21 protein-coding genes are annotated in these 20628 nt (G+C 67.9%); 10 read left to right on the top strand and 11 right to left on the bottom strand.

Annotated features, from left to right (window positions below; genetic code table 11):
• Nucleotides 1-17: 17 nt before the first annotated feature.
• From J2X21_RS19260 to J2X21_RS19220, 9 genes are all read left to right on the top strand, one after another.
• A complete protein-coding gene (locus J2X21_RS19260; RefSeq protein WP_310331320.1) occupies nucleotides 18-1133 on the top strand; it encodes a DegT/DnrJ/EryC1/StrS family aminotransferase in 1116 nt (371 codons plus the stop codon).
• Between the two features lie 129 nt (nucleotides 1134-1262).
• Nucleotides 1263-2300, top strand: a complete 1038-nt coding sequence (locus tag J2X21_RS19255; RefSeq protein WP_310331318.1) for a ketoacyl-ACP synthase III — start codon at nucleotides 1263-1265, stop codon at nucleotides 2298-2300.
• Complete coding sequence (locus J2X21_RS19250; RefSeq protein ID WP_310331316.1) at nucleotides 2293-2523, top strand: acyl carrier protein; 231 nt, start codon at nucleotides 2293-2295, stop codon at nucleotides 2521-2523. The genes J2X21_RS19255 and J2X21_RS19250 overlap by 8 nt, the downstream gene beginning before the upstream one ends.
• A 73-nt stretch (nucleotides 2524-2596) precedes the next feature.
• Nucleotides 2597-3649 (top strand): ketoacyl-ACP synthase III, encoded by a 1053-nt coding sequence (locus J2X21_RS19245; protein WP_310331314.1) that lies wholly within the window; start codon nucleotides 2597-2599, stop codon nucleotides 3647-3649.
• The gene (locus tag J2X21_RS19240) at nucleotides 3649-4413 is read left to right on the top strand and encodes an SDR family NAD(P)-dependent oxidoreductase (protein WP_310331312.1); all 765 of its coding nucleotides are present in this window, start codon (nucleotides 3649-3651) and stop codon (nucleotides 4411-4413) included. Before J2X21_RS19245 ends, J2X21_RS19240 begins: the two co-directional genes overlap by 1 nt.
• Before the next feature lie 2 nt (nucleotides 4414-4415).
• Entirely contained in the window at nucleotides 4416-5060 is a 645-nt protein-coding gene (locus J2X21_RS19235) for a NeuD/PglB/VioB family sugar acetyltransferase (protein WP_310331310.1), read from the top strand.
• The gene (locus J2X21_RS19230; RefSeq protein ID WP_310331308.1) at nucleotides 5060-6118 is read left to right on the top strand and encodes a Rieske 2Fe-2S domain-containing protein; all 1059 of its coding nucleotides are present in this window, start codon (nucleotides 5060-5062) and stop codon (nucleotides 6116-6118) included. The genes J2X21_RS19235 and J2X21_RS19230 overlap by 1 nt, the downstream gene beginning before the upstream one ends.
• 94 nt (nucleotides 6119-6212) lie before the next feature.
• On the top strand, nucleotides 6213-6740 hold the full coding sequence (cysC, locus tag J2X21_RS19225; protein ID WP_310331306.1) for an adenylyl-sulfate kinase: 528 nt from the start codon (nucleotides 6213-6215) through the stop codon (nucleotides 6738-6740).
• Nucleotides 6740-8128, top strand: a complete 1389-nt coding sequence (locus J2X21_RS19220) for an FAD/NAD(P)-binding protein (protein WP_310331304.1) — start codon at nucleotides 6740-6742, stop codon at nucleotides 8126-8128. The genes cysC and J2X21_RS19220 overlap by 1 nt, the downstream gene beginning before the upstream one ends.
• On the opposite strand, the gene J2X21_RS19215 is transcribed toward J2X21_RS19220, so the two are convergent.
• From J2X21_RS19215 to J2X21_RS19170, 10 genes are all read right to left on the bottom strand, one after another.
• Nucleotides 8129-8881 (bottom strand): hypothetical protein, encoded by a 753-nt coding sequence (locus J2X21_RS19215; protein WP_310331303.1) that lies wholly within the window; start codon nucleotides 8879-8881, stop codon nucleotides 8129-8131.
• A 2-nt stretch (nucleotides 8882-8883) separates the two neighbouring features.
• Complete coding sequence (locus J2X21_RS19210) at nucleotides 8884-10692, bottom strand: polysaccharide biosynthesis protein (RefSeq protein WP_310331301.1); 1809 nt, start codon at nucleotides 10690-10692, stop codon at nucleotides 8884-8886.
• Nucleotides 10693-10759: 67 nt separating this feature from the next.
• Nucleotides 10760-11347 (bottom strand): sugar transferase, encoded by a 588-nt coding sequence (locus tag J2X21_RS19205; RefSeq protein ID WP_310331300.1) that lies wholly within the window; start codon nucleotides 11345-11347, stop codon nucleotides 10760-10762.
• Nucleotides 11344-12504 carry a DegT/DnrJ/EryC1/StrS family aminotransferase gene (locus tag J2X21_RS19200; protein WP_310331298.1) on the bottom strand — a complete coding sequence of 387 codons (1161 nt, stop codon included), beginning with the start codon at nucleotides 12502-12504 and terminating at the stop codon, nucleotides 11344-11346. The genes J2X21_RS19205 and J2X21_RS19200 overlap by 4 nt, the downstream gene beginning before the upstream one ends.
• Before the next feature lie 19 nt (nucleotides 12505-12523).
• The gene (locus tag J2X21_RS19195; protein ID WP_310331296.1) at nucleotides 12524-13192 is read right to left on the bottom strand and encodes a methyltransferase domain-containing protein; all 669 of its coding nucleotides are present in this window, start codon (nucleotides 13190-13192) and stop codon (nucleotides 12524-12526) included.
• On the bottom strand, nucleotides 13189-14415 hold the full coding sequence (locus J2X21_RS19190; RefSeq protein ID WP_310331294.1) for a glycosyltransferase family 4 protein: 1227 nt from the start codon (nucleotides 14413-14415) through the stop codon (nucleotides 13189-13191). The genes J2X21_RS19195 and J2X21_RS19190 overlap by 4 nt, the downstream gene beginning before the upstream one ends.
• 76 nt (nucleotides 14416-14491) lie before the next feature.
• Nucleotides 14492-15541 (bottom strand): glycosyltransferase family 4 protein, encoded by a 1050-nt coding sequence (locus J2X21_RS19185; RefSeq protein ID WP_310331825.1) that lies wholly within the window; start codon nucleotides 15539-15541, stop codon nucleotides 14492-14494.
• Between the two features lie 12 nt (nucleotides 15542-15553).
• On the bottom strand, nucleotides 15554-16843 hold the full coding sequence (locus J2X21_RS19180) for a lipopolysaccharide biosynthesis protein (RefSeq protein ID WP_310331292.1): 1290 nt from the start codon (nucleotides 16841-16843) through the stop codon (nucleotides 15554-15556).
• A complete protein-coding gene (locus J2X21_RS19175) occupies nucleotides 16840-18045 on the bottom strand; it encodes a DegT/DnrJ/EryC1/StrS family aminotransferase (RefSeq protein WP_310331290.1) in 1206 nt (401 codons plus the stop codon). The genes J2X21_RS19180 and J2X21_RS19175 overlap by 4 nt, the downstream gene beginning before the upstream one ends.
• Complete coding sequence (locus J2X21_RS19170) at nucleotides 18042-18587, bottom strand: acyltransferase (RefSeq protein WP_310331289.1); 546 nt, start codon at nucleotides 18585-18587, stop codon at nucleotides 18042-18044. Before J2X21_RS19170 ends, J2X21_RS19175 begins: the two co-directional genes overlap by 4 nt.
• A gap of 165 nt (nucleotides 18588-18752) precedes the next feature.
• Here J2X21_RS19170 and lysS point away from each other — a divergent pair, with 165 nt between their 5' ends.
• A complete protein-coding gene (gene lysS / locus J2X21_RS19165) occupies nucleotides 18753-20267 on the top strand; it encodes a lysine--tRNA ligase (RefSeq protein WP_310331286.1) in 1515 nt (504 codons plus the stop codon).
• Nucleotides 20268-20287: 20 nt separating this feature from the next.
• Here the strand turns inward: lysS and J2X21_RS27170 are convergent, their stop codons facing one another.
• Nucleotides 20288-20599 (bottom strand): DUF2845 domain-containing protein, encoded by a 312-nt coding sequence (locus J2X21_RS27170; protein ID WP_404667385.1) that lies wholly within the window; start codon nucleotides 20597-20599, stop codon nucleotides 20288-20290.
• Nucleotides 20600-20628 lie beyond the last annotated feature (29 nt).

The following is a 20628-nucleotide window of genomic DNA, read 5'->3' as shown; positions in this document are numbered from 1 at the left end:
CGCAGCCGAAGCCTTCCATGAGCGACAAGCCGTTGTACGTCACCGAACCTCACCTGCCCCCGTTGGAGGAGTTCCTCCCGAGCCTGCGGGAGGTGTGGGACAGCAAGTTCCTCACCAATGGTGGCCCGATGCACCAGAAGTTCGAGCGGGCGCTGTGTGAGTATCTTGGCGTGGAGCAGATTGCGCTGTTCTCCAATGGCACCCTCGCGCTGTTGACGGCGCTGCAGGCGCTGCGGATCACCGGCGAGGTCATCACCACGCCTTACTCCTTCGTCGCGACGGCGCACTCGCTGCTGTGGAACGGCATCAAGCCCGTCTTCGTCGACGTGGACCCGGTAAACCTGAACCTGGATCCCGCCAAGATCGAGGCCGCCATCACGCCGCAAACCACTGCCATCATGCCGGTGCACTGCTATGGGCATCCCTGCGACGTGGCGGCCATCGAGAAGATCGCCGACAGGTACAACCTCAAGGTCATCTACGACGCCGCGCACTCCTTCGGCGTGGAGTCCGACGGCCAGAGCGTGCTGAACTTCGGCGACATGTCGGTGCTGAGCTTCCACGCAACCAAGGTCTTCAACACGTTCGAAGGCGGCGCGATCGTCTGCAAGGACGCAAAGACCAAGCTGCGCATTGACCAGCTCAAGAACTTCGGCTTCGTCGACGAGACAACCGTGGTCGCGCCCGGCATCAACGGCAAGATGAGCGAGTTCAACGCGGCCCTCGGCCTGGTGCAGCTCCAGCACATTGGCGAGGCGCTGCGCCGTCGCGGCGAGATCGATGCCCGCTACCGCGCCTTGCTGGCCGACATTCCAGGCATTGAGTGCCTGCCCCCCAGCCCGGGCAGCAAGCACAACTACTCCTACTTCCCTGTTCTGGTGAAGCCGGAGTACGGCATCACGCGTGATGAGCTCTATGCGGCCATGCGGACCAAGAACATCTATGCGCGGCGCTACTTCTATCCGCTGATCAGCAGCTTCCCGATGTACCGCGCGCTGCCATCCGCGGCGGCGGCCAACCTGCCCGTGGCGCACCACGCCGCTGAGCAGGTGCTTTGCCTGCCCATCTTCCCCAGCCTGACCGAAAGCGATCAGCAACGCGTGATCGACGTCATCCGCAGCTTGGGACGCTGACGACATGAACCGCAGTGGTGGGCTTGCAGCGCATCAGTGCTCCGCTGCAAGCGGACGCCCCGTTGAACGTCATGTACGCCTCACCCCAAGTCTTAGCATCCGCCGGCAATCGGCCCCGAGCGAGCCTTCATGCCACTGAACGCCACCATCCTTGACATCGCGCCCTATCTGCCGGCGGGCCGCCTCGACAACGGGGACCTGGAGGTGCTGTACCCGAGTTGGCCCGCGAGCAAGATCCTGGACAAGACGGGCATCCAGAGTCGCGCCATCGCCGCAGAGAACGAGACCGCCGGCGATCTGGCATTTGCCGCCGCCAAGGCATTGTTTGCTCAAGGCCGGGTCGCGGCCGCTGACGTGGACTTTGTGATCCTGTGCACGCAGGCTCCCGACTACGTGCTACCGACGACGGCCTGCGTTCTCCAGCACCGCCTGGGCATCCCGACCTCGGCCGGCGCGCTGGACGTCAACCTCGGCTGCTCCGGCTATGTCTACTGCCTGTCGCTGGCCAAAGGCCTCATCGAGACGGGCGCGGCGCGCTGCGTGCTGCTGCTGACGGCGGACACCTACTCGAAGTACATCCACCCGCTGGACAAGAGCGTGCGCACGCTGTTCGGCGACGGTGCAACGGCCACCGCCGTGGTCGGCCGCGACACCCCCGCGCCCAACATCGGCCCCTTCGTGTTCGGCACCGATGGCGCAGGCGCCGAGCAGCTCATCGTGCCGGCGGGCGGATTCCGCCGACCCGCCAGCGCCGAAACGGCACTGGAAGAGGAAGACGCTTCGGGCAACGTTCGCAGCGCCGACCACCTGTACATGAACGGCGCCGAGGTGATGGCGTTCACGCTGCGTGAGGTGCCTCGTGCCGTTGACCAGTTGCTGATCAAGGCCGACATTGCCCGGGACGACATCGACCACTTCGTGCTTCATCAGGCCAATCGCTTCATGCTTGAAGCACTGCGCAAGAAGCTCAAGGTTCCCGAGGCACGCCTCCCCATCGAGTTGGAGACGGTTGGCAATACCGTGTCTTCGACAATCCCGCTGACGCTGCACGCCATGAAACGGGCCGGCGACCTGGTTGAGGCCAAACGGCTGATGCTGGTCGGGTTTGGTGTGGGCCTGTCGTGGGCTGCTTGTATTTTGACTATTGAAGGAATGGCGAATGAGTGAGTTTTATCAAGGCCTGGCCGAGATCGTGGAAGTCGACACCTCGGCGATCAATCCCGCATTCGATCTGCACAGCGGCGAAGCCGCGTGGGATTCGCTGGCGGTGGTGTCGACCATGGCCCTCATCGACGAAGTGTTCAACGTGATGGTGGATGGCCAGTCGTTGGGCAAGTGCGCCACGGTGGCCGACATCGAGGCGCTCATCGAGGCGGCCAAGAAGGCCTGACGCCGCAGCACCTCCGCACAGCCATCGCCCTGCGCGACAGGTTCCTGTCACCGATCCACTCAGCCGAATCGAAATGAACCCGACCAATACTCCCGCCGGCAAATACGTTCGGGTTGAACACGTCGCTCTGCGGGGCGTCGTCAGCGCATCGCCGAAGACGGAGATCAGGAACCAGGATCTCACCGACCGGTTCAGCCCGGAACTGATCGAGGAGATCGGCAAGATGACCGGCGTTCGTACGCGCCGGGTGGCCACGGAGGAGCAGACCACGTCCGACCTGTCCGAGGCGGCAGCTCGCGCGCTCATGGCGGACCTGGGCTGGGAACCGGACTCGGTGGATGCTATCGTCTTCGTGTCGCAGACGCCGGACTACCGGCTGCCGGCCACGGCATGCGCGCTGCAGAGCCGGCTGGGCCTGGGCACGCATTGCGCCGCGTTCGACGTGAACCTGGGCTGCTCGGGCTATGTGTACGGCCTGTGGCTGGCCTCCAAGCTGATCGATGGTCATGCCGTACGGCGCGTCCTTCTGCTGGCCGGTGACACGTCGTCCAAGCTGGTGGACCCGCAGGACCGCGCGACGGCATTGCTGTTCGGCGATGCCGGCACCGCCACCGCGCTGGAGTTCGATGCCACGGCCAGCCCGACCTCCTACGTACTTGGCACGGACGGACGTGGGGAGAAGAACCTGATCATTCCCAAGAGCACCTATCGCGGCGCCTGCGGCGCAGGTGATCTGCCGGAAAGTAACCCCGACTACCTGTACATGAACGGGCCGGAGGTCTTCAACTTCACGATCCGCAGCGTGCCGATGATGGTGAACGCAGTGCTGGAGGCCTCGGGCAAGTCGGTCAATGGCATCGGCTGCGCGCTGTTCCACCAGGCCAACGCCTTCATGCTCAAGCACATCGCGAAAAAGCTGAAGCTGCCCGCCGAGAAGTTCCCGCTCAACATCGATCGCTTCGGCAACACCTCCAGCGCCACCATCCCGCTGCTGATGGCCACGCTCGACGACAAGGCCCCGCTGGCGGGAGATGTCGTCATGGCCGGTTTCGGGGTCGGCTACTCCTGGGCTGCGGCGCACCTGTCGCTGAACACCATGACTGTGTGCCGTTGGATTGAAGTGTGATGCAGATCTTCAATGAGCATTACTTGGCCGGCAAGCGGGTGCTGGTCACCGGCGCGTCGTCTGGCATCGGCCGTCAGGCCGCCATCACGCTCGCCGCGTGCGGCGCTCGCGTCTGCCTGTCCGGGCGCGATGCCGGTCGGCTTCAGGCCACCCTGGACCTGCTGCCCGGCGCTGGCCACACGCTGCTCCCACTCGACCTGAACGGCGACGACGGTATCGCCGACGCCATCCAGGCCGACGCAAAGGCCTCCGGCAGCTTCTTCGCAGCCTTCCACGCGGCCGGCGTCAGCATGGTGCGGCAGGTCAAGCTGTGCAAGAGCAAGCAGTTTGACGATGTGTTCGCATCCAGCGTGCAGTCGGCCATGGCCATTTCCAGGGCCATGTCGCTGCGTGGCGTGATGGACGACGGTGGCGCGCTGGTGCTCATGTCTTCCGTGGCAGGCCTGCGCGGGCAGGCCGGGATGAGCCTGTACTCCGCGGCCAAGGCCGCCATCGACGGCCTGGCCCGGTCGCTGGCCGTCGAGTTCGCACCGCGCGGCATTCGCGTGAATTCCGTGTCTGCCGGCGCCGTTGAGACCCCCATGCATGACAGCCTGCTGACCACGCTCAACGGTGAGTCAGTGGAGGCCTACCGCAGCAAGCACCTGCTGGGCTTTGGCAGCGTGAATGACGTCGCCAACGCCGTGGCGTTCCTGGTCGGCGAAGGCGGCCGCTGGATCACCGGCACATCGCTGGTGGTCGACGGCGGCTACACAGTGAGGTAAGCATGAAGAAGATTGTCATTGTGGGCGCGGGCGGCATGGCACGCGAGATCATCGGCCTGCTGGCCCCCCTGATCCAGAGCGGACAGGTGGCCATTCGCGGGTTGATCGACGACACCCAGGCACCGTGCGAGTCCTTCTCGCCGGGCTATCCGCACCCGATCCTCGGCGGCATCGCCCAGTTCACGCCGCAGGCCGACGACGAGATCATCATCGCCATCGGTGACCCGGCTGCAAGGCTGCGCATCGGCGCCGAACTGCGGGCACGAGGTGGCCGGTTCTACACCCTCATTCACCCGCTCAGCGTGATCGCGCCCGACGCCAAGATCGGCGAGGGCGTGATCATCTATCCGTACAGCCTCATCTCGGCCAACACGCAGCTCGCCGATTTCGTCGTCATCAACGTGCACTCGGGGGCTGGGCACGATGTGTCAATCGGCGAGGGCAGCGTGATCTGCGCGCATGTGGATCTGACGGGCTTCGTGCAGGTGGGCCGAGGCGTGCTGGTCGGCTCGCACGCCTCCATCCTCCCGAAGGTCAAGCTCGGAGAGGGCTCGCGCATCGGCGCCGGCTCCATCGTGGTCCGCAGCGTCAAGGCCGGTGCCACGGTGTTCTGCCAACCCGCGCGTACGCTTCAACAATCGACCTGATGATGGATGCGCTGCTGCGTGATCGCTACTGGCACCTGCTGTGCCATGCCTCCGAGCTGGCAAAGCCGGGTGATTTCCTGAAGCTCCGCTGGCTGGACAAGGACGTCGTCGTTGCCTCTGACCAAGGCAATCTGGTCGTGTTCGACAACGTGTGCCCGCACCGCGGCGCCAAGCTCTATGCCGCCGAGCACGGCAATGGCCCCATCACCTGTCGCTATCACGGCTGGAGCTACAACGCCGGCGAACTGCATATCCCCTGCCGGCCCAAGTTCCGCGAAGACGAGGTGGCCTTGCTCTCGCTGACGACGCTGAAGATCGATTGGTGCGGTGACTTCCTCTTCGCGTCGCCCGACCCCGCACACACGCTGGACGAACAACTGGGCGATCTGTTCGATCAGTTGGCCGCCATCTCGATGGAGGTCCACGGCAGGCACGCGTGGAACGCGTACACCTACGACTGCGACTGGAAGATCGCCGTCGAGAACGCGCTGGACTCATTGCACACGCCCTTCGTGCACAAGGACTCGCTGAATCGCCTGCGCCTGTCAGATCCGGTGAACAGCTACGTGGGCATGAATTCGGTCGCTCGGTTCGAGATCTGCGATGCGCAGATGCTCAAGCAGCTCAAGTCCACATCGCGCCTGTTCGCGGGCAGCGAGCGGTTCGAGGGCTACATGAGCATCTATCTCTTCCCGTTCACGATGCTCACATCGACGTTCGGATACTCCTACTCGCTGCAGCACTTCTTCCCGTCCGACGTGCCGCAGAAGGCCAATTTCTACAGCCGCCTCCTGCGGGGCTCGCTGCGCCAGGGGCTGCCATCGAACGCGCTCGATCACTTCTTCGACTCGACGGCAAAGGTCAATGAGACCGTCTTCGAGGAGGACAACTCGATCTGCCGCGAGATGGACTTCAGCCGCTACGACATCAACGACCTGGGCCGCCTCTCCGTCGACGAAGAGAAGATCGAGTACTTCCGCCGCGGCCTGCAGACAGTGGCAGCGAAAGGTGCAGCCACCACGCCACAGTCGCTGCCGGCGTCCCTGCGCCAGCCATGATGGCGCAGCGTCCCATGAACTTGAAGGTTCCAGGCTGCGTGCTCGCCGCCAGCGCGTCAAGACGCAGCCTGCCTCACGGCCCCGCGGGAAACCGGTGAGCAGTCGCGCCGAAGTGGTCTGGCTGACCGGCCTGTCTGGAGCCGGCAAAAGCACGCTGGCCGAGGCCTTGGCCGCGGCCTTGCGCGCACATGGTGAAACGGTGGCCGTGCTCGACGGCGACGTGCTGCGGCAAGGGCTGTGTTCGGACCTGGGCTTCAGCCCCGAGGACAGAGTCGAGAACATTCGCCGCACGGCCGAGGTGGCTCGGCTGATGCAGCAGGCGGGCCTGCGCGTCATCGTCGCGTTGATCTCGCCTTACGCCGCCGAACGCGCTGCCGCACAGGCACGCTTCGCACCCGGAGAGTTCATCGAAGTGCATGTGCATGCCCCACTGTCCGTGGCCGAGGCGCGCGACCCCAAGGGGCTCTACGCACGGGCCAGGCGAGGCGAGATCCGGCAGTTCACGGGCATCGATGCACCCTACGAAGCCCCCGCTACACCGGCGCTGCGCATCGACACGAGCCGCTGCAACGTGACCGAGGCGGTCACGCAGTTGCTCAACCTCCTGCGGCCTGCCGACTGATGCTGCGGCTGGCCATCGTGGGCGGCGGGTTCAGCGCCGTGGCGTTGGTCCTGGCGTTGACAGAACAGCGGATCGCCGCCGACGCCCTGTCCCTGCACATCGATGTGTTCGAGCCCCGCGCCGAGTTGGGCCAGGGTCTGGCCTACGCGCCATGGGAGCGTGGAGCCTGGGGGCCCCTGCTCAACGTGCCGGCGGGTCGCATGGGTCCCAGCCTCGGACGACTGGACGCCTTCGCCACCTGGTGGTCAGCGCGCAGCGGCCGCTCCGCCGACTTTGCGCCCCGCGCGGATTACGGGCGTTTTCTCGCGCAGACGCTGGCTCAGGCTCTCGAAGCCTCGCCCTGGCTGCGGCTGAATCATTGCCGGCATGCCGTGGCCGCCCTGGAACGAACCACTTCCGGTTGGCGGCTGCAAGGCGGTGGCGACGAATGGACGGCTGATCATGTCGTGCTGGCCTATGGCCATGAGGCCAGAAGCCTGCCCCCTGGGGCTTGGGGGGAGTCCGGCTGGTACGCCGACCCCTGGTCTTGCGGCCAACTCCTCGATCAGTTGCCATCAGCCGCCCCCGTGTTGTTGCTCGGGAGCGGGCTGACGGCAGTGGATGTGTGGCAGCGCCTGGCCCTCAGGCCCCACTCGCATGCCGCGCCGCCGGTCCAGGTTCTGTCCCGCCACGGCTGGCTGCCTCAACCGCACCGCGCCCACGACTCACAGCCCGCTGGCGGCATCCTGCCGCCGGACGTGCTGCTGCGTGCCGATTCCGCAGCAGGTCTGATGAACGGCCTGCGAAGCCTGGTCGGTGAAGCCGGCATCGCTGGCGTCGACTGGCGCGACATCGTGGGCGACCTGCGCTCGCATACCCCACGACTGTGGCGTCAACTGCCACCAGAACAGCAGCGCCGGGCTGCAAGGCACGCCATGGCCGCGTGGGACAGCCATCGCCATCGTTTGGCGCCGCCGGTGGCAACGCAGGTGGAGGCAGCGCGCCGAGACGGCCGCCTGCAGATCGATGCTGGACGCCTCCTCGACTGGGAGCCCGGCGACGACGGAGGCTGGCTGCTGAAATGCCGGCGCCGCAACGGCGAAGCCACGGAGATACGGGCGAGCACCATCGTGAATTGCACTGGGCCGGCGCCTCAGGCCTGCAAACCGGCCTTGCAGCTTCGTGCCCAAGGTCTGAGCAGCGGCTGGTACCAGCCCCATCCCAACGGACTGGGGCCTCGCATCGGCGAGTCCGGGCAAATGCTGGACCCAGGCAACCAGCCTCAACCAGGCCTGTGGATGCTGGGTCCCGCGCTGCGCGCCGAGCACTGGGAGGCTACCGCGGTGCCCGAACTGCGCCAGCATGCCGCGAGGCTGGCGAGCGCGCTGCTCGCAACGCCGCGCGGCTGATCAGCGCCCCTCGCCCGCCGTCTCGGCGGTGCGACGGGCGATGGCGTCATCCAGGCCCATCAGCAGCGCCGCGCGATGGGGAAGCACCTGCTGCACCTGAAAGCGGGCAGCCAGCAGTTGCATCACGAAAGCCAGATTGGCTTGGCCCTTGGTGAAAGTTGTCGACGCATCCATGCGGTTCGCCACGAGAGCTTCCACAGCGCGCCCATCCATCGTGGCCAGCGCTTGTCGAATGCCTTGGATGGCAGTCGCCACCTCAGCCCAGTTCATCGCCAGCACGGCCGTTGCAGTACGCCGCCGCAAATCGGCTTCGTCACCGCCCGCCAACGCATGCTGCGCAAGCAGTTCGTTCAGCAGTCCCGCGCTCTGCCGGCCCGACTCGCTGGATTGCAGGTCGCGCGCGGCGCGGACCGCGTCGAGTGCGGCCTGCCAACGCCCCTCGCTCTGAGCCAACACGGCTTGGTGGATATGCCATTCGATCTTCTGCGACGCGGTCAGCTGAGCCCACTCGGCCCGCTTCGCCTCCAGCAGGGGGTGCACCACGGCGAGGACGGGCTTCCAGGTTGCGTCGCTGGCCACAAGGAGCTCACTGGGCTTCTTGGGAAGGAGCACGCTTGCCGCCGTCTCGGTTGCGTCAGCCGGCTGGGACAGCGCTGCGCCCAAACTGAGCATGCAGACCAGCCCCAACGGGCGAAGCCAGGTCGCTGCCTGCCGCGAATGCGTACGAGCGGCGATGGCGAAGATTCGGAACATGTTCAGGACTCCGTCAAAGGTGCGTGAAATTCGGGCCCCAGCCATCGACCCAGCAAGGCTCTTGGACGCGACGCATCCAATCGCGCCAGGTCGTCCAGCACGCGCTCGCCGGCACCGTCATCGACGAGCCGTGCGACACGCACGCCAGTGCAGGCTGTGGGCAAACTGGTCTCCTGGTCGGCGAGAAGCTCCTCGAAGAGCTTCTCGCCAGGCCGCAAGCCGGTGTATTCGATGCGGACGTCGTCGGTGGAGTGCCCGCTCATGCGAATCATCTGTCGCGCCAGGTCGGCGATACGCACCGGCTCGCCCATGTCCAGCACCAGCACCTGGCCGCTTTCGCCAATCGCGGCGGCCTGGATGACGAGGCGGGCCGCCTCGGGGATGGTCATGAAGTAGCGAATGATGTCCGGGTGCGTGACGGTGAGCGGCCCCCCGCGTGCAATCTGTTCCTTGAACTTCGGGATGACGCTGCCGCTGGACCCCAGCACATTGCCAAATCGCACCGCCATGAAACGTGTACCTTGGTGCCGCTTGGCGAGCGCCACCAGGGCCATTTCCGCGGCGCGCTTGGTGGCACCCATCACGTTGGTGGGGTTCACGGCCTTGTCCGTGCTGATCAGCACGAAGCGCTGCACACCCACTTCGGCCGCGGCAAGCGCCGCGTTGTAGGTACCCAGCGTGTTGTTGCGGATGCAGGCGGCCGAGTTGTCGGACTCCTCCATCAACGGCACATGCTTGAAGGCGGCAGCATGGAAGACCAGTTGCGGCCGGTGCCGGACGAAGCAGGCGCGCAGGTGGTCGAGATCCTTGACGTCACCGATGACACGCACCAGCGGCAGATGCGGGAAGGACTCGGCCAGCGTCTGCTCGATGGCATACAGAGCGTATTCGCTCAGCTCGTACAGCACGATGGAACGGGGACCGTAGCGCGCGATCTGGCGACACAGCTCGCTGCCGATGCTGCCGCCTGCACCAGTGACCAACACCACCTTGCCGCTGATGGTTTCGCTGATACCGCCCTCGTCCAGCTGAACAGGCTCGCGACCCAGCAAATCCTCGGGCTCGATGTCGCGCACTTCATTGACGCGACGGCCCGCCAGCAGCTCCGCGCCGCTGGGCACCGTGAGCACCGGCAAGCCCGTGCCAGCGGCGATGTCCAGCGCCCGACGGCGCTCGGCCAGGGCAGCCGCCGGCAACGCCACGATGACGTGCGTGACCCCCTGTACTTCCACGATGCGCCCGGCGTCGGGCAGGGCCCCCAGCACTGGCAGCCCCGCGACGCGCGCACCGCGTTTCTCCGGCGCGTCGTCGAGGAACCCCACCACCACCCATCCCTGCTGATGCTGAATGCCAGCCACCAGCAGCCGACCCGCATCGCCCGCACCCAGCACCAATGCGCGCCGCCGCTCCTGAGCGCTGCCGCTGATGCGGCTGCGCATCTGCTCGTACAGCATGCGGTAGCCCATGCGCATCATCGCCAGCAGCATCAGCGTGAACAGCGGATGCAGTGTCAGCACCGCGCGAGGCACTGCGCGCAGATGGGCCATCAGCACCAGCGTCGCACCGACCAGGCCCGCGATCAGGCAGGCGACTGCCAGCCGCTGAATCTCACCAAAGCCCGAGAAGCGCCACATGCCCTTGGGCACGCGCAGGCCCCAGAACACCAGCGCGTAGATGCCCACGAGCCCCAACAGCACCCAGCCGTCGTAGACCGGCCGCGCCGTGAACCAGCGCTCGAAGCCGAGCCGGAAGAGATAGGTCGCCTGCCAGGCCAGCGCCACAACGCTCAGGTCGAGCGACAGCGCCAGCACCTCGCGGTGGGGCCGCAGCCGCGTCAACAGGGTGTCAAGAAACTGCCAGTTCATCGGGGCGGTATTGTCAGCCGCGCAGCACGCGGCCCAGCGTGGCCAGGATCAGGCGCAAGTCGGTGCCCAGGTTGGCGCGGCTCGCATAGTCGGCCGACAGCCGCAGCTTGGCCGGCAGCACCACCTCGCGGTACTCCCGCTCCGGGTCCGCCGCCGCGGCCAGCAACTCGGCCTCGTGGCTGAAAGCCAGCGACGCCGGATCGGTGATGCCCGGTCGCACCGACAGCACGCGCTCCCTCAGGTCGGCGGGATACAGCTCGACATAGCGCGGCAGCTCCGGCCGCGGCCCGACCAGGCTCATCGCGCCGCGCAACACATCCCACAACTGCGGCAGTTCATCCAGCTTGCTGGCGCGCAGCACACGGCCGCTGCGGGTGATGCGGGGGTCCTCGCCCACCGTGATGGCCGATCCCGGCTCGACGCGCATCGTGCGGAACTTGTGGATGGTGAAGGGCACGCCGAAGCGGCCCACACGGATCTGGCGGAACAGCACGGGCCCCGGCGAATCCAGCCTGATCCAGACCGCCACGGCGAGCAGCAACGGCGCCAACAGCAGCAGCCCCAGGCCCGAGGCCAGCATGTCCAGCAGGCGCTTGCTCAAGACAGGATGCCGCGCACGGCCGCGATGACGCGCTCGACGTCGGCATCGCTCATCGCCGTGTACAGCGGGATGCTGACCATGCGCTCGTAGGCCTTCTGCGACTGCGGGAACATCTCCGGCGTCAGGCCATATCGGTCGCGCCAGTAGGGGTGCAGGTGCAGCGGCACGTAGTGCACGGAGCAGCCGATGCCGGCCGCGTACATGCCTTCGATGAAGGCGTTGCGGTCAATGCCGGCGTCGTCCGCCAGGCGCAGCACGTACAGATGCCAGCTGTGTGTGTCGCCTTCCGGCGCATTCGGCGGCAGCACCAGCGGCAGGTCGGCCAGCGCTTCGTGATAGCGGCGCGCGATGGCTTCGCGGCGTGCCTGGAAGGCGGGCAGGCGCTTGAGCTGGTGCAGGCCCAGCGCCGCCGCGATGTCGGTCAGGTTGTACTTGAAGCCGGGCGCGACGATCTCGTAATACCAGCTGGGCACCTTGGCCGTGAAGCGGTCGAAGGCGTCGCGGCTCATGCCGTGCAGGCGCATGACGCGGGCGCGCTTGGCCAGCTCGGGGTTGCGCGTGACCAGCATGCCGCCCTCGCCGGTTGTCATGGTCTTGTTGGCGTAGAAGCTGAAGACCGTGGCGTCGCTGCCCAGCGTGCCGATCAGCTCCTTCTCCAGCGTGGTGGGCAGCGCGTGGGCGGCGTCCTCCACGACGCGCAGGCCATGGCGGCGCGCGATGTCCAGCACGGCCAGCATGTCCACGGCCAGGCCGGCGTAGTGCACCGGCAGGATGGCCTTGGTACGCGGCGTGATGGCGGCCTCGAGGGCGGCAATGTCGATGTTCAAGGTGTTGGGGTCGATGTCGACCAGCTTCACGTCGGCGCCGAGGTAGCGCACCACCTCGGCGGTGGCGGTGAAGGTGTGCGTGGTCGTGATGACCTCGTCGCCGGGCTGCAGGCCGATGGCCTCCAGTGCCAGGTGCAGGCCCGCGGTGGCCGAATTGACGGCGATGCACTCGATCTGCGGGTCGCCCAGGAACTCGGCGAACGCGGCCTCGAAGCGCTTGGCCTTGGGGCCGGTGGTGACCCAGCCGGATTTCAGCGTGTCGACGACCTCGGCGATCTCGTCGTCGCCGATCTCGGGCAAGGCAAAGGGCAGGAAAGGCAGAGAACTCATGGAACGGGATTTTCGGTGATCAGGGCTTGGCGATCAGCACCAGGCGGTGCGTGCGCAGCCATGGGACCAGATTGAGCAGGCCATAGGCCGCCGGCAGCGCGCGCGCCAGCGGCGGCGCCAGCGTGACGCGGCGGGCGGCGAACTGGCCTTGCGGGAACAGCTCGCGCACGCGCGCCAGCGGCACGCCGCGCACATCCGGGTTGCGCGGGTTGTTGACGGTGAAGTCGTACCAGACGACGGCGCCGCCGGGCTTGAGCCAGCGCCACATCGCGTCGGCCACGCGCTGCTGCAGCGCGTCGTCGAGGATGGAGGAGAAGACCGTGGACTGCAACACCAGGTCCTGGCTGGCCGGCGCCACATCGGCGGCGCCGGCGTCGCCCGCCAGCAGGCGCACGCCTTCGGGCAAGGCCGCGCGCGCCGCCGTCAAGCGGTCGGGCAGTAGCTCGATGCCCGTCAGGTGCGAGGGCTGCAGGCCCAGACGCAGCAGGTCCAGCAGGTTGCCGCCGGCGCCGCAGCCCACCTCGGTGGCATGCCAGTCGGACGGCACGCCGGGGCGCTGCGCGAGCAGGCGCAGCAGCGCGCGCTGGCGCTCCTGCCACATCTGCCAGACCTCGGGGCGCAGCAGGCTGTAGCGGTCGCCGGCATCGCGGCGGGCGTAGCGCTGGGCGATCTGTTCAAGCTCGCTCATGAAATCGCATCGATGAAACGTGCGGCGAGCACGGGATAGGCGTGGTGGGCCATCGCGAAAGCGCGACCGCGCTGGCCCATGGCGGCGCGCTCAGCGATCGGCAGCGCCGCCAGTTTGAGCAGACCGTCGGCGACGGCTTGCGGGTCCTCGGGCGCGACGGTCAAGCCCGCGCCGGCCTCGGCCACCGGATCGTTGCCGGCCTCGACCGAATGCAGCACGGCGCACCCGGCCATCAGGTAGTCGATGAGCTTGTTGGGCGCGATGCCAAAGCGGTAGATGGGCGTGCGCTGCCAGCCGATGTAGGCGATGTCGAAGTGACCCAGCAGCGTCGGGATCTGCGCCTTGGGGATGGGCGCGAAGAAGCGCACGTTCGCCAGCCCCTCGGCCGCGGCGCTCTCGGCGAGACGAGTGGCCTCGTGGCCACTGCCGACGAGCACGAAGCTCAGCGGTTGGTCCTTGAGCTTGGCGGCGGCGTCCAGCAACACGTCCAGCGCGTTGGGCAGGCCCATGGAGCCGGCATAGCCCACGATGACGCGGCCGGCGGCCCGTTCGGCGTCCAGGTGTGCCCGCAGCGTGTCGCCCAGCGGCGCGGCCTCGCCCTGCCATTCCTCCGGCGCAAAACCATTCGGCACGATGTGCAGCTTGGCGCAATCCAGGCCCCGCGACGCCATGTGCTCCTGCACGCAGGGCAGCATGGAGACCACCCGGTCAGCGTCCCGATAGGCATCGGCCTCGGCCTTGCCGCACAGCATCACGAACGGATGGCGCGGCGACATGCCCGACAGCTCGATCAGCGACAGCGGCCACAGGTCGTGCACCTCGTAGACCAGCCTGGCCTTGGCGAGCTTGGCCAGCTTCTTTGCCACCCACACATCCATCGGATAGGTGCTGGACGCGATGACCGCGTCGGGCCGGAACTCACGCGTCAGCCGCCACGCATCGGCGCGCAGCTGGCGCAGGAAGCTCAGGATGTTGCGCAAGCGCCCCACGCCGTTGCCCTGGTAGGCCGGCACCGGCAGCCAGCGGTAGCGGATGCCGTCGATGAGTTCCTCAACCGCTTGGCCAGGCACCTCGGGCTGCACGGCCCGCACATGCGAATGGCTGGCGGCAACGATGGTGACCTCGTGCCCCGCCCTCACCCATTCGCGGGCCAGGTAGTAGGGCCGGAACTCCATGCCATGGCGCGGCGAGCCGGCGTAGTGGTTGACGAGCAGGATCCTCATTAGCGATGCCCGGCCGCCCGAAGGCGCTGATGCGCCCCCTCGGGGGGCAGTGAGCAAAGCGAACGTGGGGGCTTCATCATGCGGCCGACAACTCGCGCAGGCGGGTCAGGAAGCGCTGCACATGCGGCTCGAACAGCCCGTGCGCGGCCACCCAATCGCGGTTGACGACGGCAAGCCTTGCCGTGTCCAGCGCGGCCATGCGGGCGGGCAGGTCCTCGACCGCGCCGACGATGAGCCCGCGCGCCGAGTCGCCGATCAGCTCGCGGTTGGCCGGCAGTTCCGACAGCAGCGGCACGCAGCCATGGGCCATGGCCTCCAGCACCGACACCGACACCGAGTCACTTTCGGGCATGCTCAGGAACCACGTCGAGCGCGCGTAGTGCGCGGCCTGGGCCGCGGCATCCAGCCGGCCGACGAAGCTGATGCGATCCGTCAGACCACGCGCGGCCACGTCGGCTTCCAGCTCTGCACGCAGCGAGCCATCGTTGGCCACCACCAGCTTCGCCTCGGGCTGCACCGCCGCAATGCGCGCGAACGCTCCGATCACCCGCTGTGGCCGGTAGATGGGCTCCAGGCCCCGGTTGGCAAAGCACAGCCAGGGCTGCTTCTTCGCGTTCTGCTTGGGCATGGCCTCCAGGCCGAACGGAAACGTCATCACCTCGCCCGCGCCCAGTTCGCGCATGCGGTCGGCCATGTAGACCGAGTCGGATGTCGTGATCGCGCAGCTGCGCAGCGCCTTGCTCGTCAACCAGCGCCAGCCGCCGCCGCGGGTCGGCGTGACGAGGATGTCGCTGCCCCAGGCCGAGCCGGCGATCTGCGCACGCAGCCGCCAACCAAGCTTGGCCGCCCAGGCCATCGTGCCGTGCGAGGTCAGGTAGTGGGCGTGCAGCCAGTCGGCATCCACGGCAGCCAGCCAGTTGCCGATGCGCGGCAACTGCTTGATCAGCGCGACATTGCCGCCGCCATGGTCCGGCGCCGTGTTCAGTGCCAGCCGCTGCGCGTCGGGCAGCAGCAACTCCCAACCCGGCGCGAACCCACGCGACGAGATGGCCCACAGCCGTACGCGCGGCTGCAGCGCGCGCGCCCACTTCAGCAGGTGCGGGCTTTCGCCGTCGCCGATCAACACCAGTTTCAAGAGTCAGATCCTCACAACGGAAGGCGGCACCGCGCCTCGATACAACCAGGCCAGATAGGCCGCGAAGTACAGCGGCATCACGACGGAAACGGCGCCCAGCGCCTCGGTGACCGGCCGCCCCGACGCCAGCACCACGACCAGCGCCAGCACGTACAAGGCGTTGCCGACCAGGCTGAAGGCGAGCGCCCCGGTCTGGCGCTGCGTCACCATGGGCGCCACGGTCAGCGGCGCGCAGACGAAGTGTGCCGCGACATAGGGCGCCATCCATCGCGCGTATTCACCGGCGGGCGTCCAATCGGCCCCCAGCGCCCAGCCGAACAACGCGGGGCCCACCAGTGCCAACAGCACCGCGCCCCCAACAGCCGGCAGCAACAGGCCGCGCATGGCGCGGGCCAGCGTGGGTTGCAGGCTGCGGCCTTCGCGCCAGTCCTCGGCCAGCCGCGACAGCAGCGCTTCCGACAGCGCCCCGCCCACCAGCGTGGCGGGCGCCTTCACCAGCCTCACCATGACGGCGTACCAACCCGCCGCGGCCAGGCCCGCACAGGTTGCGATCAACGACAGCGCGATGGCTTCCTGCAGCCCGTTGATGAAGGCATGCGGGCTGTTCACCAGCGGGAACTGGCGGTAGCGCCACACCAGCGCCCGCACCCGCCGCCAGCGCCGCCGCGCGGCGACTGCCGTTCGCGCCGAGCGCAAACGCACTCGCTGGCCGCGCCACCACAGCCACAGCGGCGGCAGCAGCAGCGACAGCAGCTGCGCCCCCACCAGCGCGGCTGCCGTCAGCCAGCCCATGGCCACCGCCGCCAGCTGCGCCAGCGCCATGACGACTTGCTGGCCCACGCGCGCTTGCGCAATCACCGCAAAGCGGCCATGGCGGTTGTTCCACAAGGCCAGGCCTTGCTGCAGGCCCAGCAGGCCCACCGCCAACGCCAGTGCCGGCGCGTAGTCGTTCAGCCAGCCGACCTGTGCCCAGCGTCCGCCCAAAGCGCCCCCGGGCAGTGCGGCCAGGGCCCAGGCCAGCAGGGCCGTCGCCAGCGTGGCCACCAGCGCAAGCGCCAATGACAGCGACAGCAGCGCCCCGGCTTCGCCGCGCCGGCGCGGCAGCGGGATGGCGTACTCGTAGCGCGCGTTGGCCACCACCGCCAAGCTGGCCACGATGGCTGCGAACCAGGCCCATTGGCCCAGCACCTCGGCGCCAAACGTGCGCGTCAGCAGTGGCGCCATCGCCATGGGCAGGGCCTGGCTGATGGCCGACGCCGCTGCCAGCTGCGCGAAACGCTGGCGCAGGCTCATGCCGTCAACCGCGCACGCAGCGCCTGACGCTGGCGCTGGCTGAGACCGGCGTGCAGCCCCAGCGGCAGGTTAGCCACGCAGTCCGCGGTCGCCTCACCCACCGGGCAGTCGCCGCTGCGGTAGCCGTAGCGCAGGCTGCCGCGTGGATGAACGACGTCGTCAAACCAGCGGCCGAGTTCAATATCCTCGGTGGCCATCGCCACTGCCAAGGTCTCGTGGTCCAGGCCCGCCGGCAGCCGCAGCGGATAGCGCAGCAATACGTCGCCGGCGCCGCGCTCGGCGCGCAGCGTCGCGGGCAACAGCGCGTCATAGGAATCGGCCTGTGTGCGGCGCGCGGCCCAGATCTCTGCCGCGCGCGCGGCCTGACGCTCGCCCAGCGCGGCGGACCACGGATGCAGACTGAGCCGGTAATCCGGCCTCGCGCTGCCTTGCAGCTCACCGGCCGGTGTGGCGGCCACGACACCCAGCCGCCGCGACGGCGCGCGCAGCAATTGTTTGAGGCCGTTCAACCACGACACCGGCAGCGCTTGCACCAGGCGGTGCCAGGCCAGCGTCAGCGCCTGCTTCGCGACCACAAGCGCCGCGGGCCGGTGCAGCGCGGGCGGCTGCCAGCCTGACGCTGAGTCATTGACGAGCAGCGCGCCGCCCAGGCCGGTCGACAGCGGCTTGGAGTACTCAAAACTGAAGAAGGCCGCGTGGCCCAGCGTGCCCACCATGTGCCCGCCAGCGTCGCGGCTGCCCCAGGCGTGAGCAGCATCCTCGATGAAGACGATGTGCGGGAAGCGCTCGCGCAAGCTGGCGACGCCAGCCATGCTGATACCGAAGTTGTGCGGCACCAGCACCAGCCTCGTCGCCGGGCCGATCGCGCTGGCGACGCCTGCGGCGCTCGGGTTGAAGCCGCCCGCCTCGATGTCGACGTAGCGGACCGGCAACCCCAGGTGCTCGAAGACATTGGGCACCACGGCGCAGGTGTAGCCCGGCAACAGCACCTCGGCGTCGGTGGGCAGGTCCAAGCTGGCCACATAGGCGTGCAGCGCGGCGCGGCCGCTGCCGAACAAGTGGACGCGTGTCGTGTCCACACCCAGCGAGGTCGCGAAGCTGGCGCGAAAGTCCTGCAGGCAGGCGTCACCCCGGCGCAGCCAGCGCCAGGTGGCGAGGGGAAAGTCCAGCCAGCGCAGCGCCGTCGCTGCGTGGGATTTCATGAGGCCGCCGCCAGCGGGCGCAACGGCCGAGCCGGGCAGCCGCCGTAGACCCAGCCGGACGCGAGCCGGCCGCCAACCACCGCATGCGCGGCCACCACGACGTGGTCCTCGATCACCGCGCCGGGCAGCACGGTGACGCGGGCGCCGATGAAGACGTTGGAGCCTATGCGCACGGGCGCCCGCCGGTACTGCGTGCGAAAGAGCCCCTGCGGCCCGGCGTCGTTGGACTCGCAGAACAACATCAACCCCGGGCCGATGGCCACGTCATCGCCGATGTCCAGCGTCTGGCCGCCCACGAGAACGTAGGCGCCCGGCGCCAAGTGGCTGTCGCGCCCGATGCGAAAGCGCCCCTCGCCGGTGACCAGGATATTCACATCACGGTAGAGCACGCTGCGCGCGCCGAGGGCGCTGCCCGCGCCAAAACGCAGGCGCACGCCGCCATGCACGGCGGTTGCCGGGCCTGCCTCCAGGCCGCGCAGACGCCACGCCCACGCGCGCAGGCGTGCGGCGGCAGCTTCCAGGCGATAGGGCCAGAGCGCCATCAGTGGCGTCCTCGCCTCGCACAGCAGCGCGGCAGTCGGGCAGACAGGGGTGCGGAAGGCGGCATGACGGAGGTGGAAAGGGCCGAGTCGCAGCGTGTTGAGACATGCCGAAGGCCCCGACGGGGTGGCGGATTCTAAAATCGCCGGTTCGACCTAAGGCCCGCAATGACTCAAGCACCCTCGACCACGCCCGTCCCGCCCACCGACGACAACCAACTGATCGCCGAGCGCCGCGAAAAACTGGCCGCGCTGCGGGCTGCCACCAAGGTGCCCTTCCCCAACGACTTCAAGCCCCAGCACCGCGCGGCGCCGCTGCAGGCCCAGTACGGTGAGGTGGCCAACGAGGAACTGGAACCTCAAGGCATCAAGGTCAGCGTGGCCGGCCGCATGATGCTCAAGCGCATGATGGGCAAGGCCAGCTTCTGCACGCTGCAGGACGCCACCGGCCGCATCCAGCTGCGCGTGACCATCGACAACGTCGGCGCCGACGTCTACGAGGCCTTCAAGAAGTGGGACCTGGGCGACATCCTCGGCGCCGAAGGCACGCTGATGAAGACCAAGACCGGCGAACTGTCGGTGGCCGTCACGACGCTGCGCCTGCTGACCAAGAGCCTGCGACCGCTGCCGGACAAGTTCCACGGCATGACCGACCAGGAGCAGAAGTACCGCCAGCGCTACGTCGACCTGATCACCGACGAGGACGCCCGCAAGCGCTTCGTCGCGCGCAGCCAGGGCGTGTCGGCCATCCGCTCGTTCATGGTGGACAACGGCTTCCTGGAAGTGGAGACGCCCATGCTCCACCCCATCCCCGGCGGCGCCAACGCCAAGCCGTTCACGACGCATCACAACGCGCTGGACCAGGAGATGTTCCTGCGCATCGCGCCGGAGCTGTACCTGAAGCGGCTGGTGGTGGGCGGCTTCGAACGCGTGTTCGAGATCAACCGCAACTTCCGCAACGAAGGCATCTCGGTCCGGCACAACCCCGAGTTCACGATGATGGAGTTCTATGCGGCCTACTGGACGCATCACGAGATCATGGACTTCACCGAAGCCGTGCTGCGTCATGCCGCGATTGCCGCCACCGGCAGCGCCGAGCTGACCTACGCCGGCAAGCCCGTCGCGCTGGACAAGCCGTTCGCCCGCGTGTCGGTGCGTGACTCGCTGATCCAGTTCGCCGGCCTGACGGCCGAGGAAGCGGATTCGCCGGACGTGCTGCGCGCCAAGATCATCGCCGCCGGCGAAGAGGCGCCGGCCCGCTGGAGCCTGGCCGAGCTGCAGTTCGGCCTGTTCGAGGCGGTCGTCGAAGAGAAGCTGTGGGAACCCACCTTCATCATCGACTACCCCGTCGAGGTGTCGCCGCTGGCTCGCGCGTCGGACGACAACCCCAAGATCACCGAGCGCTTCGAGCTCTTCATCACCGGCCGCGAGTACGCCAATGGCTTCTCCGAGCTGAACGACGCCGAGGACCAGGCCGCGCGCTTCCAGGCCCAGGTGGCCAACAAGGACGACGGCGACGAGGAGGCGATGTACTTTGACGCCGACTTCATCCGCGCGCTGGAATACGGCATGCCCCCGACCGGCGGCTGCGGCATCGGCATCGACCGGCTGATGATGCTGATCACGGACTCGCCGTCGATCCGGGATGTGATCCTATTCCCGGCATTGCGCCGGGAGGCTTGAGTCCTGGGCGCGACCGGCCTCTAGCGAGGGGCCGACCGCCCTTGTTCGCCGTAGCGGATGGACACGATCCTTCCCTCGCGGATGCGCACCACCGCCACCAGGTTGCCCGTCCCGCGGTCGTAAAGCAATTCCTCGACCACCACGCAGGTCTGCGGGTACGCTGGCGAACCGTAACGGGCCGGGAGCGCCGGTTGCAGGATGGGAGCGCAGTACGCGTCGGACAACGTGGGCTGACCGCAAGCGCGCAAGAGCCACAGCTTGCCGTCGCCTTCATCGACGCTGATGCCGCTACAGCGTAGCGGATCCGCATGGGCTCCTCCGGCGGCCAGCAATGCCGCCAGGGCCCAAGCGTGGAAAAACC

The organism is Roseateles asaccharophilus (genome assembly GCF_031458115.1).
Lineage (GTDB): Bacteria > Pseudomonadota > Gammaproteobacteria > Burkholderiales > Burkholderiaceae_C > Pelomonas > Pelomonas asaccharophilus_A.
This window is presented reverse-complemented; position numbering and strand designations above follow the sequence as displayed.

Bases quoted from the DNA above. Each gene is read 5' to 3' on its own strand.
- J2X21_RS19260 (WP_310331320.1), top strand. From the start codon at position 18: ATGAGCGACAAGCCGTTGTACGTCACCGAACCTCACCTGCCCCCGTTG.
- J2X21_RS19255 (WP_310331318.1), top strand. From the start codon at position 1,263: ATGCCACTGAACGCCACCATCCTTGACATCGCGCCCTATCTGCCGGCG.
- J2X21_RS19250 (WP_310331316.1), top strand. From the start codon at position 2,293: ATGAGTGAGTTTTATCAAGGCCTGGCCGAGATCGTGGAAGTCGACACC.
- J2X21_RS19245 (WP_310331314.1), top strand. From the start codon at position 2,597: ATGAACCCGACCAATACTCCCGCCGGCAAATACGTTCGGGTTGAACAC.
- J2X21_RS19240 (WP_310331312.1), top strand. From the start codon at position 3,649: ATGCAGATCTTCAATGAGCATTACTTGGCCGGCAAGCGGGTGCTGGTC.
- J2X21_RS19235 (WP_310331310.1), top strand. From the start codon at position 4,416: ATGAAGAAGATTGTCATTGTGGGCGCGGGCGGCATGGCACGCGAGATC.
- J2X21_RS19230 (WP_310331308.1), top strand. From the start codon at position 5,060: ATGATGGATGCGCTGCTGCGTGATCGCTACTGGCACCTGCTGTGCCAT.
- J2X21_RS19220 (WP_310331304.1), top strand. From the start codon at position 6,740: ATGCTGCGGCTGGCCATCGTGGGCGGCGGGTTCAGCGCCGTGGCGTTG.
- J2X21_RS19215 (WP_310331303.1), bottom strand. From the start codon at position 8,881: ATGTTCCGAATCTTCGCCATCGCCGCTCGTACGCATTCGCGGCAGGCA.
- J2X21_RS19200 (WP_310331298.1), bottom strand. From the start codon at position 12,504: ATGAGTTCTCTGCCTTTCCTGCCCTTTGCCTTGCCCGAGATCGGCGAC.
- J2X21_RS19195 (WP_310331296.1), bottom strand. From the start codon at position 13,192: ATGAGCGAGCTTGAACAGATCGCCCAGCGCTACGCCCGCCGCGATGCC.
- J2X21_RS19190 (WP_310331294.1), bottom strand. From the start codon at position 14,415: ATGAGGATCCTGCTCGTCAACCACTACGCCGGCTCGCCGCGCCATGGC.
- J2X21_RS19180 (WP_310331292.1), bottom strand. From the start codon at position 16,843: ATGAGCCTGCGCCAGCGTTTCGCGCAGCTGGCAGCGGCGTCGGCCATC.
- J2X21_RS19175 (WP_310331290.1), bottom strand. From the start codon at position 18,045: ATGAAATCCCACGCAGCGACGGCGCTGCGCTGGCTGGACTTTCCCCTC.
- J2X21_RS19170 (WP_310331289.1), bottom strand. From the start codon at position 18,587: ATGGCGCTCTGGCCCTATCGCCTGGAAGCTGCCGCCGCACGCCTGCGC.
- lysS (WP_310331286.1), top strand. From the start codon at position 18,753: ATGACTCAAGCACCCTCGACCACGCCCGTCCCGCCCACCGACGACAAC.